Source organism: Amycolatopsis nigrescens CSC17Ta-90, from assembly GCF_000384315.1.
Classification (GTDB): Bacteria; Actinomycetota; Actinomycetes; order Mycobacteriales; family Pseudonocardiaceae; genus Amycolatopsis; species Amycolatopsis nigrescens.
The window spans coordinates 8,632,946-8,648,875 of sequence record NZ_ARVW01000001.1; the positions used below are offsets into that span (position 1 = coordinate 8,632,946).

Below are 15,930 nucleotides of genomic sequence, written 5' to 3' on the forward strand. Positions count from 1 at the left end.
GGCCGTCGGCGGGACATCCTGGTTTCGAGTTGAGTGCGGCATCGGCACCTGTGAGCGCGGCACGCGATCCGCTAATTGGTCGAGGAGCACCGAGATGTCCGACGGAACAGAAGGCGGCAAGACGGCCGGTGGTGACGGCCAGTCCAGCGGCGGTAGTGGCAGCAGCGGCTCAGGCGAAGGCAGCCAATCCAGCAGCAGCAGCTCAGGCGAAAGCAGCCAATCCAGCAGCAGCAGCAGCTCAGGCGAAAGCAGCCAATCCAGCAGCAGCAGCAGCTCAGGCCAAGGCAGCCAATCCAGCGGCAGCGACAACCAAACCCGCGGCGACACCAGCACCGAGGGCGACAGCCAACCCAAAGGCGACCCCAAACCCGCCGACAACAACAACGACACCAGCACAAGCGACAACGACCAAACCGGCGACAGGGCTGGCTCCGGCAGCAATCTCCAGTCGGGCACGCCGACTGGCTTCGGTAGCGGTGTCAAGTCCAATAACGCGTTGTCGTCGTCCACCACGAAAGAGAATTCAGCTCCGCAGGACGGCAACAAGCAGCAGGGCGGGCACCCGTACGACAACGCGGTGATTGAGAAGAGCCCGATGCCGGACATCAATACGCCCTCGTTGCGCGCGGCGGTCGCGGACCTGCGTGACACGGGCAAGCAGGGGTACCAGAACGCCGACGACGCGCGAGGGGTCTCTCATGACATGGCGCAGGCTTTGGGCGGCGAACCGGGGGACCAGCTACAGCAGAACCTGAACAAGACCGTCGAACAAGGCACGATGTTCGGGGACGCCGCGAATCGGCTTGCCGATTACGTGGAACACGGCGCCGCGGTCGGAGATGCGGCCATCAAGGGGCGTCAGGACGACCTCGCCCAGGACCGTGCTCTGTATGACATGGCTCCTGAGCTGGCCGGCAGCGTGCCCGAAGGCAAGCTCATCCAGGCCAACATGATCGAAAACGGCGCCGCCCGGGGGCAGCAGATGAACCAGCAGGCCGCCGCCGCGATGCACAACAAGGCCGATGGAGGCATTTGGGACATACTCGACCCTCGGAACAAAGGTCCCGTCTATGACCGGTTCAACAAAACGGTGGTCGAGCCACTCGCTGACGCCAAGCGGTCGCTGGACGAGAAACTCGACTGGCTGTATTCAGAGAAATCGGAAGGACCAACGGATGTGACTGTCACCCCGAACGGTCCCGATTTCGATGTGAAAGCCGACCCGAAGGACGGGATCAAACCGGAGTTGAAGGTCCTTAGTGTCGACGGAAAAAAGCTCTACAACCACGGCACCTTTGAGGCCTTCGGTGGCGCGTTGAAGGGCACGCAGGAGGAGGGCGTGTTCGCCTCCTTCGGCGGGGCCACGCCGCTTGGTGGGGCAAACCCCTTGTCGGTCGAGTTGCAAGCTGGCAAGAAGCTCACGCTGGACAAGATTCCGCTCGTCGAGGCCGGGCCAGTCAAGACGTCCATCCAGCCAGAACTCCGGATTGGACCTGGTGTGAGCGCCGAGCTGGACCTGAACGCCCTCAAAGAGGGATTCTCCAACGGGCACTTAAATCTCAAGGGAAAAATCCCGGTGATCACCCCTATCGCTCCGGTGATCGGCGGATCCCTCGGCTTCGACACGGATATCGACTTCAAGGCGGTCGGCAACTGGCTCGTCGACCAGGCACGCGAGATCACCGAGAATGGCGGGTACCGAACCCCGTGACCCAGGTGCAGCAAGGAAGGGAGTATCGATGACAGCATCTGTTGAGTTCGCCATTCCGCCGGGGTGGCGGCAGCCGGACGCGAACGAGCATCGTTCGCCCTTGGGGTCGGTGGTCGCGGTGTGCCATGAGGCGCAGGCCGTCATCGTCGCGGACGGTGGCCCGCGGGCGGATCTGGCGACGTTGGCCGATATCGCGGACGAGAGCGTCGCCGGGCTCCGGGCGGCCGGGGCGAGCGTCGAGGTGTTGCGAAGGGAAGAGATGGGCGCGGGCGACGGGCTAGGGTTCGGGCAGCTATTGCGGGTGCGGGACGGTGCCAACACCATGCAGTGCCACGCAGTCCTGGCGCTGGAGGACATCCGCGACCGGCGCCGGCGCGTAGTGCTGCGGTTCGTGCTGATCACCACCGAGGAACACCTCTCCCGCGTGGTAGTCGACTTCCAGGAGTTCCTCGGCACGGTCCGGGCATCGAGCGAACGGGCCGAGGGCGAAAGGGAACCACCCGAGGAACCGCCACGGCCGCGGCATACGCGCGCGGCCGGTTAGCGGAAAGCGAGGGGATCGCGATGGTGTGGCCGACGGTGGATCTCGCCGCGCGGAAGGCTGGATACGAACGACTGCGCGACGACCTGCTGCAAGTACGGCAGCGGATCGCGGACATCGAGGTGACCGCGGAGTCGCCGGACGGCCTGATCAGCGCGACCGTGGTCAAACGTGGTGAGCTGACCGAGCTGCACCTGGACCCGCGGGTGTACCGCCACCGGGACTCCAAGGCCCTCGCCGAGTCTATTGTGGACACGGTTCGGGCCGCGGTCGAGCGGGCAGGTGAGGCACTGACCGACATCACCCGCGACTACCTGCCGGCGGATGCGAAATCCGACTAGACCGACCTGGCCATCGTGCTATGCGCGCACCAGCAGACCAAGAGGAGCCCGACCATGCCCGACTTCGATATGGACCCCGACGCCGTGACCCATGGCATCAACCAGTTGCGCGCGGCCGGCGACAACTTCAGCAGTGCCTGGCAGCGGCACAAACAGTCGTTGCAGTCCCACCAGAGCGGGTTCGGCTCGGACGAGGTCACGCAGGCGTTCCTTTCCCGGTACCAGCCGGTCGCGGACAACCTCTTCGCCAGCGCGGAGGAGCTGCCCACCCGGTACGGGCGGCTGTACGACGACACGATGGGCTGCGTCCACGACTACCGTGCCGCGGACACCGATGGCGCGAACACCGTCACCAGGTCCACCGGGACGGACCGGCCCGTGCAAGAAAGCTGAAGGAGACAACGCCGGACTCGGCGCTGATTTCCCGGCGAATCGCCCACCCGGCCCACCCCCACCGCACCTCCTGGCGGTTTCGCGGCACCGGCACCCGTTGACCTCGACCCCGATCTCTGACTAGCGTGCTGGGAAATCGTTTACTCAGTTTGAGCTGAGGAGGCGGGATGACGATCTCCCGGCGGAGCCTGCTCCGCGGCGGCGCGCTGGCCACCGGCCTTGGCGTCGCGGGCGCGCTCAGCGGCTGCTCCGGTTCGTCCTCCGATTCAACGTCTGCACTCTCGTTCTGGAACTTCATCGGGCCCGGCGGCACGTCGAAGACCCAGAACGAGTGGATCGCGCGGCTGGCCGCCGAGTGGAACGCCGGCAACCAGGTCCAGGTGCGGCTGCGTTATGTGTCCAATACGGATTACATCAACGGTCCCACGCTGCAGACCGCGTTCAGCGCGGGCGAGGGGCCGGACATCTTCCTGCTCAGCCCCGGCGATTTCCTGCGCTACCACAACGCGGGCGTGCTCACCGATCTGTCCCCGTTGCTCACGCCCCAGGTGCGCGCGGACTACCTGCCCGGTTCGCTGAACAGCCGCACCTTCGACGACGGGGTCTACGGGCTGCCGCTGGAGAGCGAGCCGGTGGCGCTGTTCTACAGCGAGGAGGCGTTCGAGCAAGCCGGGCTCTCCGCCGCCGACGTGCCGCGGACCTGGGAACAACTGCTCGAGGTGGCCAGGAAACTCACCACCTCCGACCGATTCGGCATGCTGTTCGCCACCGATCCCGGCTACTACCAGAACTTCACCTGGTACCCGTTCCTGTGGATGGGTGATGGCTCGCCGATCTCGCCTGATCAGCGGCGGAGCACCTTCGACAGCCCGGCGACGCGCGCCGCGCTGCGGTTGTGGCAGCAGGCCACCGAGCTGGGCACCGCGCCGAGGCAGGCCAAGGGCACCGGCGGCAACGACTCGATCTCCAACCTGGCCGGCGGGTACTGCGCGATGCAGCAGACCGGGATCTGGGCGATCGGTGAGATCGCCGAGCAGGAGCCGGAGTTCCGCTTCGGCGCCGCTCCCCTTCCGCTTCCGCCTGGCGGGAAACCGATCACCACCGCGGGTGGCTGGGCGCTCTGCGCGAACGCGCGCGGTCGCGACCCGGAAGCGGCGGCCCGGTTCATCGTGTGGGCGCTGGGCACCGACGACCCGGCCTGCATCGAGCGGGGCCGGCAGTGGAACACCCGGATCAAGAAGAACCTCCCGGTGCGCGGTTCGGTGCTGCGGGCGGCCGAACGCGCCGGTGACTTCGACACCCCGGTGTACCGGATGTTCGCCGAGCAGATCGCGCCGATCGCGGTCGGCGAGCCGCGCTATCCGGTGGAGGTGTACCGGGCCATCTCGGACACTTTGCAGGCCTGCCAGCTCGACGGCGCCGACCCGGGGCAGGCCGCCGCGGACGCGGCAGCGCAGATCGACCGCTTCCTCGCCAGCTACGAAGGGGCGTCGATCCTGTGAAGGCACAGAGCACCCGGCGGGGACGCAAGGGTGAGGGCAGGGCCGCGTTCGGGTTCCTCGCGCTGGACGGGCTCGGGCTGCTGGTGTTCGTGGCGATCCCGATGGTGCTCGCGTTGGTCATCGGGCTGTTCGACATGGACGGTTTCGGCAAGCTGGAGTTCGCCGGGCTGGACAACTACCGGCTGATGGCCGGGGACAAGCTGCTGTGGCAGAGTTTCGGCGTCACCGTGCTGTACACCGTGCTGTTCGTGCCCGCCGCGTTCGTCGTGGGGCTGTGCCTCGCCCTGCTGGTGCGCAAGCCGTTCCGCGGGGTCGGGTTCGTCCGCACCGCGCTGTTCCTGCCGAACGTGATCAGCCTGGTCGTGGTGGGCGTGCTGTGGAAGTTCCTGCTCACCGACAAGACCGGTGCGGTGAGCAGGATTCTGGCGCCGCTCGGCCTCGGCGACGTGTCCTGGCTTGGCGATCCGGCGTTCTCGGTGCCGACGCTGGTGGCGATCAGCGTCTGGTTCCTGATGGGCTACCAGATGCTGATCTTCCTGGCCGGGTTGCAGGACATCCCGGGAGAGTTCTACGACGCGGCCATTGTGGACGGTGCCGGCGCCTGGCAGCGGTTCTGGCACGTGACCTGGCCGGGGCTGCGGCCGACCAGCTTCTTCGTGCTGGTCACCTCGATCATCAACGCGATCACCGGGATGCTCGCCTTCGACCTGGTGTACGTGGTGACCAAGGGCGGCCCGGCGAACTCCACCTCCACCGTCATCTACTACGCCTACCAGCAGGCGTTCCTGTACGGCCGGTTCGGTTACGCGGCGGCGATCTGCGGGCTGGTGGTGGCCGCGCTGATCCTGCTGACCGGCACCTTGTTCGCACTGACCCGGGGAGGCCGGTTCGATGAGGCGAGGTAGACCGTTCCCCTGGGTGCCGCTGCTGGCCTGGCTGGTGGCGCTGGTCACGGTGCTGCCGATGCTCTGGCTGGCGCTGGCCGCGTTCCGGCCCGGCGACGAGGTGTTCTCGCTTTCCTGGCCGTCGGCACTGACCCTGCACAACTTCGGCTACGTGCTCACCGAGGTGCCGTTCCTCGCCTACCTCGGCAACAGCGCGCTGGTGTCCACTGCGGTCACCGTGCTGGCACTGCTGCTGCACAGCATGGCCGGCTACGCCTTGGCACGGCTGCGGTTCCGCGGCCGTGGTGTGGCGTTCGCCGCGATCGTGGCGACGATGCTGATCTCGCTGCCGGTGATCCTGGTGCCACTGTTCCTGGTGACCAGGGCGCTGGGCATGGTGGACAGCTACGCCGGGCTGATCGTGCCCGCGCTGTTCAACGCGTTCGGCATCTTCCTGCTCCGGCAGTTCTACCTGAACCTGCCCGGCGAACTGGAGGACGCGGCGTACCTGGACGGCTGCGGCTATCTGCGGCTGTACTGGCACGTGGTGCTGCCGCTGTCCCGGCCGGTGCTGGCCTCGCTCGCGGTGCTGTTCTTCCTGGCCACCTGGAACTCGTTCATCTGGCCGCTGACCGTGACACAGGACGAGGACCTGCGCGTCGTACAGGTGGCGATCGCGTCCTTGCAGGGCCAGTACGCCCAGAAGTACCACTACGTGCTGGCCGCGTCGGTGCTCGCGGCGATCCCCACGATCGTCGTATTCGCACTGGGCCAGCGCCGGCTGGTGGAGTCGTTGAAGACCACCGGGTTGAAGTGAGGAGCGCGGAATGACCGACGGCGGCTACGGATTCTTCGGCAGCAGCCTGCGCGACCTGCCCCGGCTGCGCTCGGCGCGGCGCGGGCGGGCGTCGAGTTGGGACCGCGACGGTGGCAACGACGACCGGCTCACCGTCCGGCCTGGCGAGACCGTGACACTGGCCGACCTGACCGGCCCGGGCGCGGTCACGCACATCTGGTGCACCGTGGCGCTGCCCTTCAAGGAAGGTCCGCACGCGGCGGAGACCGACTACCTGCGCCGGCTGGTCCTGCGGATCACCTGGGACAGCGGGAACGACCCGAGCGTGCTGGTACCGCTGGGCGACTTCTTCGGGGTCGGGCACGGCAAGACCACCAACTTCGCGTCCGCGCCGCTGCAGATGAGCCCACAGGACGGCAAGGGCTTCAACTGCTGGTTCGCCATGCCCTTCGCCGAGCGGGCGCGGATCGAATTGGTCAGCGAACTGGCCGCGGAGCCGGTCTACTTCTACTACTACATCGACTACGAGTCCTACGCCCGCGCCGAACCGGACCTCGGCTACTTCCACGCGCAATGGCGGCGGGAGAACCCCACCGACGGTGTGGAGCAAGGCGAGCAGAGCAACGCCGAATTCCTGCTGGAAGGCACGAACCTGACCGGCGAGGGCAACTACCTGATCCTGGACGCCGAAGGCAGGGGGCACTACGTGGGCTGCGTGCTGAACGTCCACAACCTGTCCGGCAACACCGATTGGGACTGGTACGGCGAAGGTGACGACATGATCTTCATCGACGGCGAGTCGTTCCCGCCCCGGCTGCACGGCACCGGAACCGAGGACTACTTCAACACCGCCTGGTGCCCGACCCAGGCCTACCACGCCCCGTACCACGGCATCACCCTGCCCGGGAACCACAACTGGAAGGGCCAGATCTCGCTGTACCGGTTCCACATCGAGGACCCGGTGATCTTCGAACGATCCATCCGGGTCACCATCGAGCACGGCCACGCCAACAAGCGCTCGGACGACATCTCCTCTGTCGCGTACTGGTACCAGACGCTGCCGCACCGGCCGTTCGGACTACCGCCGGTGCACGAGCGCCTCCCCCGCTCGGAATGACACCGCACCTGGCTACCCGGCGATCACCGCGGCCAGTTCGTCGCGCCCGGCCAGTCCGGTCTTGCGGTACACCTCGCGCACGTGCCCGTTGACCGTGTTCACCGACACGTCCAGTCGGCGTGCGATCCGCTTGGGCGCCTCGCCCGCGCACAGGTGCTCGACGACCTGACGTTCGCGCGCGGTGATGCCGTACCACGCCGCGAGTGTGGCGAGCAGCAGCGGCCCGCCGGCCGCCTGGACGATGACGGCCACTTCACCCGTCGCCTGTTCATCGAGGGGTTGAGCATGCCCGGTGACCCAACGTCCGCAATACGCCGATGGCGTGCAGGTTAGCGGCTGAAGGGCTTGGGGATCGCGCAGACGTGCCCGCGCGGCCAGCGACACCGAGTACGCGTATTCCGCGGCAGCCGCCTCCGGCGGACGACCACCCGGGTAGAGTTCACGCATCCACGCGGCAGCTTCTGTGGTCACACTGCGTACGGTGTTGTCGCCGCGCACCACGATCACTCCCGGGGACAGGGCCGGACCGGCCGGAATCAAGGGGCCGGTCATCACGTAGTCCCGCAACATCGCGGCCAACGGTGGAATCAGGTGGGTCACCCGCTCGACGTCCGCCGCGCCGAAGGACCGTCCTCGTCCTTCGCGCTGCAAGCACAGCATTCCCCATACCCCGTGCGCGCTGCGCAGCACCACTCGCAGATCACCGCTCATCCCGTGCCGCACCAGCAACTTCCGAGTGCCGTCGGGCAACCGTCGCGTCTGTCCGGCGTCCACCAGGTGCACCGGAACCCGATCGCGCGCCAGGTTGTCCGGGCGACCCGGGGCGTTGCCGAGATAGATCTCGTGCGTCCGCACGCGGTTGTACTCGCCGTTCAGCCGGTGCGCGAAGGCGAACGAGCCGATCGCCGTCATCGGATGCATTCCCTGCAAGCACGAGCCATCGTGCGGTATCCACGGCATGATCAGCCGGGACACCGCCTCCCCCAGTTCGGCCGGCGCGGGACGCTGCGACACCACCGCGCGCAGCTCGCGAGCCAACCGGTCCAGGTACTGGGTCATATCGACGAGTCTCAATCACCGCCACCGTGCGCCGCACCGCCCGAAAGGGAAGCCCCTGGTGCCAACTCGAACGCCCGCAAGTCCGCTAGCGCATCGGAGCGGCGGCTGGCAACCCACAATTTTCACCGTGTTCGCCCGCTCGCCGGTCAGCGAAAGTTCCGAACGTGAAGTCATCAGCAAACAACAAAAATAGAGGGGAATCATGAACAACGAAAATAGACCGCGGCGTGGCCTGATCACGCTGCTCGCGGGCGTAGCGGCGGGTCTGGCCTTGCTCACCGGGGCTGGGGTCGCGAACGCCGAGAACACTCCTGCGCAAGACCAAATCGACCACATCGTGGCTGGGCAACCGGACGCCATCCAGACCAGCCCGACTACCGTCACCTGGCGCGACAGCGGCGTGTCCCTGACCGCGGACGCGGCGGGGCCGGAACAGTGCGGGTTCAACCAGTTCTGCCTGTGGGAACACTCCGATTTCAAGGGGTGGATGGTCTCGTTCAACGAAAGCAGCTGCGCCTACGTCATCGAACTTCCCTCCTTCGGCTTCAACGACGTGGCCAGCTCCTGGGTGAACAACACGGCACGCAGGGTCGAAGTATGGGAACACTCCGGCGCTTACGGCCTGAGGCTGTGGACGGAAATCCCGTACACCGCTTCACGCTGGGTCGGTGAAGACGCACAGGACAGGGCATCCAGCCTCGTCTGCCGCTGACCGCACTCAACCTAATTGCGCAAGCGGCGTTGGGCAGGGCCTCACCCGAGGCCCGGCCCAACGCCGCTTACGATTCGGGGCCGCCGGCCATGAAGACCCGAAGGCACCGCGCTCCGGCAGCGACCGTTCGGGAGAAGAGGGACTCGTCAACGGGTGGACGAGGCGAGTTCGCAGAAACGCCGCAGTAGGGTGTCGCCCTTGCGGCGGACCGGCCACAGCAGTCGCAAGGCAACCGGCGGTGCGCCTTTCAGCGGCCGATGGGCGACCCGTGCGTGGATGTGCGCCTCGGCGGCCGAGGTCGTGGTGGATCCGATCCCGCGTCCGGCGGCGATGATGGTGAGCCACTCGTCGTAGCTGCCGCATTCGATCACCTGCCCTGGCCGGTGCCCGGGTGGCCACAGGTCCGCGCTCGTCGCTCCGCTGACGGTGTTGACGACCAGCGGGTGCTCGGCCAGTTCCGACCAGTCCAGCTCCGTGCGGGCGGCCAGGGGCGATTCGGCCGGGACCGCCGCCACCCGGTCTTCCTCGAACAGCACGGTCTGGGTGATGCCGGAGGCGTGCACCGGGGCGCGTACCAAGGCGACATCGACGTCTCCCGACTTCAGGGCGGTCACGATGTCGTCCCGGCGGAGCAGCGTCGCGGTCGCGCCGGTGGCGGTCTCGAACGCTGACAGCAGGTCGCTGATCCACGGATCGGGCAGCGCCCACTGGAAGCCGACCCGCAGGCCGGCGCGCCCGCTGACCGCGATCAGGGCCGCGTCGAGGTCGTGGAGCACGCCACGCAGTCGGTCGAGCAGTTCCCTGCCGGTGTCGGTGAGCTCGACGCTGCGGGAGGTGCGCTCCAGCAACCGGGCCCGCACCGTCGTTTCCAGCTGCTGGATGGTGCGGGTCAGTGCGGGCTGGGTGATCAGGAGCTCGCGGCTGGCCGCGGTGAACGAGCGCTTCGTCGCGACCGCGACGAACGCCCGCAGGTGCCGCAGCTCCACCTCCACGATGCCCACTCTACCGATCTATGCCCGGGGCGCATCGATGCCTCCCCAACGGCATTTCCCCCGGCGGACCCGGCTGCCTACCGTCGAAATCAATGAGCACAACATCAAGAAACCCCAGTGCCTTCGACGAACTCATGGCGATCCGAGGTGGGCAGCTCGCCCGCGACGAGGTGACGATCAGCGGATCGGACCCGCTGTTCGTATCCCCTTTCCGCATCGGAGCGACCCTCGCCGGCGCTCTGGCCGCACGCGCGGTGGCGGCGAACGACCTGTGGGAACTGCGCACCGGTCGCCGCCAGAGCATCGACGTCGACGTGCGAGCCGCGGCCGCCACGGCGCTCGGCGGCGAGGACATGACCCTCGTCCGCGACGCGACAGGCGAGTATCGGCCCGCCCCGCTGTCCCCCGACGTCGAGCACATGGTGTCACTCACCCAGCCCTGGCAGACCGCGGACAACCGTTGGTTCGTACCGCACTTCAACCTGCCGCACCTCGAGCGCCGCGTGCTGGAGGTGCTGCGCTGCGCGCCCGCTCCCGAATCGGTTCGAGCCGCGGTCCGCACCTGGAAGGCCGACGATCTCGAAGACGCCATCGCCGCCGCCGGCGCCTGCGGTGGAGTCGTTCGCACCGCGGAAGAATGGCTGGCCCATCCGCACGGCGCCTATCTCGCCTCGCGTCCCGTCGTGGAAATCACCAAGATCGGCGACAGCGCGCCCGAACCGCTGCCGGGTGGCGGCGACCCACTGTCCGGTATCAGGGTTCTCGACCTCACCCGCATCCTGGCCGGCCCCACCGCCGGCCTTGGCATGGCCGAGCACGGAGCCGACGTACTCATGGTCACCGCCCCGCATCTCCCCCAGGTACCCCCGTTCGTGCGCGACACCAGCCACGGCAAACGCAGCACCTACCTCGACTTCACCAAGCCGGACGAGGCCGCACGACTGCGCGAGCTGGCCCGCGACGCGGACGTGTTCATCGAGGGATACCGCCCGCATCGTCTCGAAGCGCACGGGTTCGGAGCAGGCGAACTCGCCGAGGACCGCCCCGGCCTGGTGTACGTGAGCGTCAACTGCTTCGGGTCGGGCGGCCCGTTCGAAACACGTGCCGGCTGGGACCAGATAGCCCAGGCGGTCACCGGAATCTGCGACCTCCAGGGCCGGATGACCGAGGCCGGCCGGCCGAAGTTGACGCCGGTCTACCTCTGCGACTTCCTCACCGGGTTCCTGGCGAGCTTCGGTGCCATGCTCGCGCTCGCCCGTCGCGCGCGCGAAGGCGGAACCTACCGCGTGCAGGTCTCACTCGGCCAGTCCGCGATGCTCCTGCAACGCCAGGGACTGATCAGTGGCTTCGAAAACGCGCCCGGCCGGCTCCGGCCGGACGAGTTCGAGCGTTATGCGGTCACCGACGATGGCACCGGCTACGGCGACCTGAAAAGCCTCGGCCCCGTCATCCGGATGTCCGAGACACCACCCCGCTGGTCGAGGACGACTCCCCAGCTGGGTAGCTCACGTCCGGAATGGATCTCCCGCTGACGTCAGCAGGCGACGGTGCCTTTGCGCAGTGCGTGACCATCGTCGTTGCCGTCGTCGGCCCAGTAGACAGGCTTGGAGCCGCCGGCGCATTCGCTCACGCCGGCCAGCGCGAAGCCCTCGTTGTTGAGGTTGGGCATGCCGGCGGGCCGGTGGTGCACCGCGGTGGTCGCGAAATTGCCGGACGCGTCGATCTTCATCGTGCGGTGCTCACCGTCGCAGGTGTCGTCGCAGACGACCCACAGGCGGGAGGCTTGCGGCTCCCACTGCAACTCCATGACTCCGCTCATCCCGCTGCTGAACGAGGCCACGCGGGTGTAGCTGCCGGAATCCTCCAGCACGTAGCCGTAAACCATGCCTTCGCCCTCGACGCCGACGAAGAACACGCCGCCGCTGTGGGAGCCATAACGGGCAGGATCGTAGGCCGCGCCGGTCGAAGCGTCGGTGAACCCCGCACCGGTCAGGGAGGAGTCAGGAATCCAGCTGATGCCCTCGAAGCCGAGGTTGGCGCCCACCGGGGGCAGGTCGGAGGTCAGGTTCCATTCCCCGGTGGCGGACAAGGTGGATCCGGTTCCGCTCACGTCATACCGGAGCACGGACGTGCGGCTCGTGTCGGACGCGTCGTCATTGCGTTCGCTGGAGACGAACACCCCGCCTCCGGAGCCGGACAACGTCACGCCTTCACCGTCCGGGGTGCCCGAGCCGCCCGGGAAACGCAGTTCCTTTCCCGACGACCATCCGGCCGCGGTGTCCGGGGTCCAGCCGCCGGAGCCGTTGGGCAGCAGCCGCCACAGTTTCCCGGAGTTCTGCACCGCCCACAGCACGTTGCCCTCCTGGTACAGGCCGCTGAGGTCCTCGCCGAAGACGTCCGCGGCGTCCGCGGGCGTCACCGAACTGCCGCCTGGCCAGGCCACCGGGGTGGCATCGGCCGAGGTCACCGGGCCGGCGTGCGCAACACCGCCGGTCACGACAGCGGCCGCCAGCACCGAACCGGCGAGGAGGCAGAAGGCACGGGATTCGGTCACTATGTCCGTCCTCGGATCAGGGAAATCGGGTCAGCCTAACGTTCCGGCTCGGGCCGAATGAACGCCTTCCGGCAAATGGCTTTCCCCTGAACGATGATCGAACTGTCCGCGAGTGAGATCGTCCGGTCAGCCCAGCGATGCGCTCGCCGCGCGCAGCTCGTCCAGGGCCGTCAGGATGTAGCCGGCGAGTTCGTCCTTGGCGTCATGGTCGCCTTCGGACCACTCGGCGTAGCCCCGCTTGAAAGCGAGGACACCCAGCTCGCCCGCGAGCGCCGCGGTCGGGTCTGGCACACCGCGGGCGACCAGAGCGGTCGTCATGGCAGCCGCGAGGCTGACGCTCTTGAGTGCGTCACGCTCCTGAAGTTCGACGCAGGCGGCGACGGCCGCCTTCAGCCGCGGGGCGATCTCCCGGCTCATCGGGCCCAACGCGGTCGAGGCGCGCTCCAGACCGGCGGCGACCGTCTCGAGCGGGCTGGCGTCGACGGGCGCCTCGGCGATGCCCTCGGTCAGCAGCCGGCTCAGCGTCTCCTGCCCGGCGACCAACAGCTCGCGTTTGTCGGGAAAGTGTCGGAAGAAGGTGCTCTTGGTGACCCCGGCGCGCTCGGCGATCTGCGCGACGGTCGTGGCGTCGTACCCCTGCTCGGTGAACAGGTCGACGGCAGCCACGACGAGGCGTTCGCGCGCTCCCGGTTCCCATCGACCCATGGGTCCATCATAGGTGATGGGACTCTTGTCCCGTCGCCGTGGTAGCGTGACGGGACAAGAGTCCCATCACTTGCAGGAGAGGTCCATGCGCGTCTTCATCACCGGCGGCACCGGTCTGATCGGGTCCGCCGTCGTCGCCGAGCTTCTCGGCAACGGCCACACCGTCCTCGCGCTCGCCCGCTCCGACGCCTCGGTGCAGGCCGTCTCGGCGGCCGGGGCCGAGCCGATCCGGGGCGCTCTCGGCGACCTGGACGTTCTCCGCGCCGGCGCCGCTCAGGCTGACGGGGTGATCCACCTGGCCTTCGCCAACGACTTCAGCAGCCCCGAAGCCCTGGCGAAAGCGGTCGCCGAGGAAAGCGCCGCCCTCGCCACCCTCGGCGAAGCACTCGTCGGCAGCGACCGTCCCTTCGTCACCTGTTCGGGCACGCCCGCCGTGCCGGACCGCGCCTCCACCGAGGCCGACCCGATTCCGACCGAGGGGCCGGTCGGTGGTCGCGGTCGCGCGGTCACGGGAGTACTGGGCCTGGCCTCGCGCGGAGTCCGGAGCTCGGCCGTACGCCTGCCGCGGACCGTCCACAACGAGGGCACGGGCGGGTTCGCCGGCGTGTTGACCGGGATCGCGCGTCAGAGCGGAGTGTCCGGCTACCCGGGCGACGGCACGCAGCGATGGCCGGCTGTGCACGCACTCGACGCCGCGGTCCTCTTCCGGCTCGCCCTGGAACAGGCCGAAGCCGGCACCGCCTGGCACGCCGTGGCCGACGAGGGCGACCAGGTGCGTGACATCGCCGCGGTCATCGGACGGCGGCTTGGCCTGCCGGTCGAGTCCGTGCCGGTGGATACCTACGGCCCCCTCGGCCCGATCTTCGCAGCCGACCAACCCTCGTCCAGCACCCACAGCCGGCAGGCGCTCGGCTGGACGCCCAAGCACCCGAGCCTGCTGGAGGACCTGGAAAACATCCAGCCCTGAGCACATTGGCCTCAAGGCAGAACCCCCTCCGGTCACGATTCAGTCCACATTAGACATCCCCCGTTCGTCGGCTGCGGCGTGACCGAGCTGTGTTTACCCCGACCTGCTCCTGTCTGGACAGAGCGCTAGCAGGGTGGCGGCTCGAGCAGCGGCGGAACCACCACGGCTGCCCGCGGGACCTGATCTTTCCGGTGCGGGGTGAAATTTCGCTGGTGACCAACGACGTAACGCGATGCGGGGAGCGAAATTTTGCCTCGCGTCGCCCGCAAGGCGACTAGAATGGTGGTGGCCCGTTGGTGATCTTCGGTGGTGGCGGCGGATCGAGCAGCGGCTCCGGTCTGGTCGAGTAGCTGCGGCCGGTCGGAGTGGTGACCGTTAAATCAGCCGTGGCCGGGTCGAACTCGAAGGTCCACCCGGGCTCGTCTTTCAGGCGGTGGTGGTGGCGGCAGAGGCAGCACAGGTTGTGCTCGCAGGTGTCCCCGTTTTCCGACCACGCCGTGCAGTGGTCGGTGTCGCAGCGTTGCGCGGGACGGTTACAGCCCGGCGCCCGGCAGGTGCGGTCACGCACTCGAACCAGTTCGGCGAGATCAGCGGGCGGACGGTACCTCTTGCGGCCGAGATCGCGGACGGTGCCTGAAACCGGATCGGTCAACACCTTCCGCCACACCGAACCCGGTTGGTTCATGATGTGGCGGCCGATCTCACCGGGGATGGGGCCGTGGCCAACCAGCTCGCAGCCGTCATCGCGGATGCCTAACGCGGTGTCGAGCGGTATGTGGATGAACACCTGAGCGGCCAAGCCTTCCCAGCCCTTACCGAGCAGCAACTCCGCCAGCACATCGGCCCGAAGCTGGTCCAGCGTGCGGGTTTCATCGCCGACCCGAAGCTTCCGGGCGAGCATGTCGATGCGGGCGTACACCGCGGTCGCGATCTCAACCGGGAGGTAGGCCCACAAGGAGGCCATCGTGTCGGGCTCGTGGTGCAACTCGACCCGCCGCTGCTTCCTGCGGGCTTCAGCCCGCGCCTGCTGGCCTTCGGGATCGAGGGCCGCGACAACGCGAGTGACCGTTTTCCGCCAGTTGCTCGGATTCTTTTCGCCGATGCGATCGGCCAGGATTTCATCGGCATGACGGGCCAATTCATCCGACAACACCGCCACCCCATCAAAGGCTTGACGGGCTTTCTCGATATCCAACTCACCCTCGACCATCGCCGCCAACAGGCACGGCATCCGCGATACCAGCGCATCGGCCAACGCTACCCGGGTCGCGGTCGTTTCACGGGACAACCGCAACTCCGGCGCCAACTCATCCGCCACCCACCGCGCCCCGCCACGGGCCCGGCTGACCTGCGCGATCGCGCAGGCCTGCACCGCCTGCATACGACAGATCGCCCGCCGAGCCGAGATCACCACCCCCACCGCCTGCGACACATCGAGCCGCTCAATCGACGCCGCATTCATCGACGACAACCAATCCGGCGGTAACATACTGAAATCAACATACAACATGCGAACCCCCGTAGTTTGAATGCACCTCCATAATACCGCCAAACCCCGACAAAAACCGCCAGAGGCCAAACACGAAAGAGGGAAAAGCGTTGTCGAAACCTGTTCCACGGAGCGTGAGCCAGGCGGAAACGAACCCTTGCTCGACG

Annotated in this window: 16 protein-coding genes; 11 read left to right on the plus strand and 5 right to left on the minus strand. The window is 67.6% G+C overall.

Translation table 11 applies throughout. From position 1 onward, the window contains the following. The first annotated feature begins 94 nt into the window (after positions 1-94). The 8 genes from AMYNI_RS0140900 to AMYNI_RS0140935 all read left to right on the plus strand — a co-directional run bounded on the left by AMYNI_RS0140900 (position 95) and on the right by AMYNI_RS0140935 (position 7,285). On the plus strand, positions 95-1,711 hold the full coding sequence (locus AMYNI_RS0140900; RefSeq protein WP_020673932.1) for a hypothetical protein: 1,617 nt from the start codon (positions 95-97) through the stop codon (positions 1,709-1,711). 28 nt (positions 1,712-1,739) lie between these two features. Beyond that, complete coding sequence (locus tag AMYNI_RS47640; RefSeq protein WP_020673933.1) at positions 1,740-2,255, plus strand: hypothetical protein; 516 nt, start codon at positions 1,740-1,742, stop codon at positions 2,253-2,255. Between the two features lie 20 nt (positions 2,256-2,275). Then, positions 2,276-2,593 carry a YbaB/EbfC family nucleoid-associated protein gene (locus AMYNI_RS0140910; RefSeq protein WP_020673934.1) on the plus strand — a complete coding sequence of 106 codons (318 nt, stop codon included), beginning with the start codon at positions 2,276-2,278 and terminating at the stop codon, positions 2,591-2,593. Between the two features lie 54 nt (positions 2,594-2,647). Beyond that, entirely contained in the window at positions 2,648-2,986 is a 339-nt protein-coding gene (locus AMYNI_RS0140915) for a hypothetical protein (protein WP_020673935.1), read from the plus strand. 167 nt (positions 2,987-3,153) lie between these two features. After that, a complete protein-coding gene (locus tag AMYNI_RS0140920; RefSeq protein WP_020673936.1) occupies positions 3,154-4,488 on the plus strand; it encodes an ABC transporter substrate-binding protein in 1,335 nt (444 codons plus the stop codon). After that, complete coding sequence (locus AMYNI_RS0140925; RefSeq protein ID WP_020673937.1) at positions 4,485-5,393, plus strand: carbohydrate ABC transporter permease; 909 nt, start codon at positions 4,485-4,487, stop codon at positions 5,391-5,393. Before AMYNI_RS0140920 ends, AMYNI_RS0140925 begins: the two co-directional genes overlap by 4 nt. Then, positions 5,380-6,189, plus strand: a complete 810-nt coding sequence (locus AMYNI_RS0140930; RefSeq protein WP_026361557.1) for a carbohydrate ABC transporter permease — start codon at positions 5,380-5,382, stop codon at positions 6,187-6,189. The genes AMYNI_RS0140925 and AMYNI_RS0140930 overlap by 14 nt, the downstream gene beginning before the upstream one ends. 10 nt (positions 6,190-6,199) lie before the next feature. Beyond that, on the plus strand, positions 6,200-7,285 hold the full coding sequence (locus tag AMYNI_RS0140935; RefSeq protein WP_020673939.1) for a glycoside hydrolase family 172 protein: 1,086 nt from the start codon (positions 6,200-6,202) through the stop codon (positions 7,283-7,285). 12 nt (positions 7,286-7,297) lie between these two features. Here the strand turns inward: AMYNI_RS0140935 and AMYNI_RS0140940 are convergent, their stop codons facing one another. Next, positions 7,298-8,344: a helix-turn-helix transcriptional regulator gene (locus AMYNI_RS0140940; RefSeq protein WP_020673940.1), complete on the minus strand. Its 1,047-nt coding sequence runs from the start codon at positions 8,342-8,344 to the stop codon at positions 7,298-7,300. 202 nt (positions 8,345-8,546) lie between these two features. Between AMYNI_RS0140940 and AMYNI_RS0140945 the strand changes: the two genes are divergently transcribed. Further along, positions 8,547-9,056: a peptidase inhibitor family I36 protein gene (locus AMYNI_RS0140945; RefSeq protein WP_020673941.1), complete on the plus strand. Its 510-nt coding sequence runs from the start codon at positions 8,547-8,549 to the stop codon at positions 9,054-9,056. 146 nt (positions 9,057-9,202) lie between these two features. Here AMYNI_RS0140945 and AMYNI_RS0140950 read toward each other — a convergent pair whose 3' ends face one another. Further along, positions 9,203-10,048: a LysR family transcriptional regulator gene (locus tag AMYNI_RS0140950; protein ID WP_026361558.1), complete on the minus strand. Its 846-nt coding sequence runs from the start codon at positions 10,046-10,048 to the stop codon at positions 9,203-9,205. A 92-nt stretch (positions 10,049-10,140) separates the two neighbouring features. Here AMYNI_RS0140950 and AMYNI_RS0140955 point away from each other — a divergent pair, with 92 nt between their 5' ends. Next, the gene (locus tag AMYNI_RS0140955; RefSeq protein WP_026361559.1) at positions 10,141-11,580 is read left to right on the plus strand and encodes a CoA transferase; all 1,440 of its coding nucleotides are present in this window, start codon (positions 10,141-10,143) and stop codon (positions 11,578-11,580) included. A gap of 2 nt (positions 11,581-11,582) precedes the next feature. Here AMYNI_RS0140955 and AMYNI_RS0140960 read toward each other — a convergent pair whose 3' ends face one another. Together AMYNI_RS0140960 and AMYNI_RS0140965 are read right to left on the minus strand one after the other, a co-directional pair. Then, positions 11,583-12,602 carry an esterase-like activity of phytase family protein gene (locus AMYNI_RS0140960; RefSeq protein ID WP_020673944.1) on the minus strand — a complete coding sequence of 340 codons (1,020 nt, stop codon included), beginning with the start codon at positions 12,600-12,602 and terminating at the stop codon, positions 11,583-11,585. A gap of 126 nt (positions 12,603-12,728) precedes the next feature. Further along, the gene (locus AMYNI_RS0140965) at positions 12,729-13,307 is read right to left on the minus strand and encodes a TetR/AcrR family transcriptional regulator (RefSeq protein ID WP_026361560.1); all 579 of its coding nucleotides are present in this window, start codon (positions 13,305-13,307) and stop codon (positions 12,729-12,731) included. Between the two features lie 85 nt (positions 13,308-13,392). Here AMYNI_RS0140965 and AMYNI_RS0140970 point away from each other — a divergent pair, with 85 nt between their 5' ends. Next, positions 13,393-14,274 carry an SDR family oxidoreductase gene (locus AMYNI_RS0140970; RefSeq protein WP_020673946.1) on the plus strand — a complete coding sequence of 294 codons (882 nt, stop codon included), beginning with the start codon at positions 13,393-13,395 and terminating at the stop codon, positions 14,272-14,274. 274 nt (positions 14,275-14,548) lie between these two features. Here the strand turns inward: AMYNI_RS0140970 and AMYNI_RS48695 are convergent, their stop codons facing one another. Continuing rightward, on the minus strand, positions 14,549-15,784 hold the full coding sequence (locus AMYNI_RS48695) for an HNH endonuclease signature motif containing protein (protein ID WP_020673947.1): 1,236 nt from the start codon (positions 15,782-15,784) through the stop codon (positions 14,549-14,551). Between the last annotated feature and the right edge of the window lie 146 nt (positions 15,785-15,930).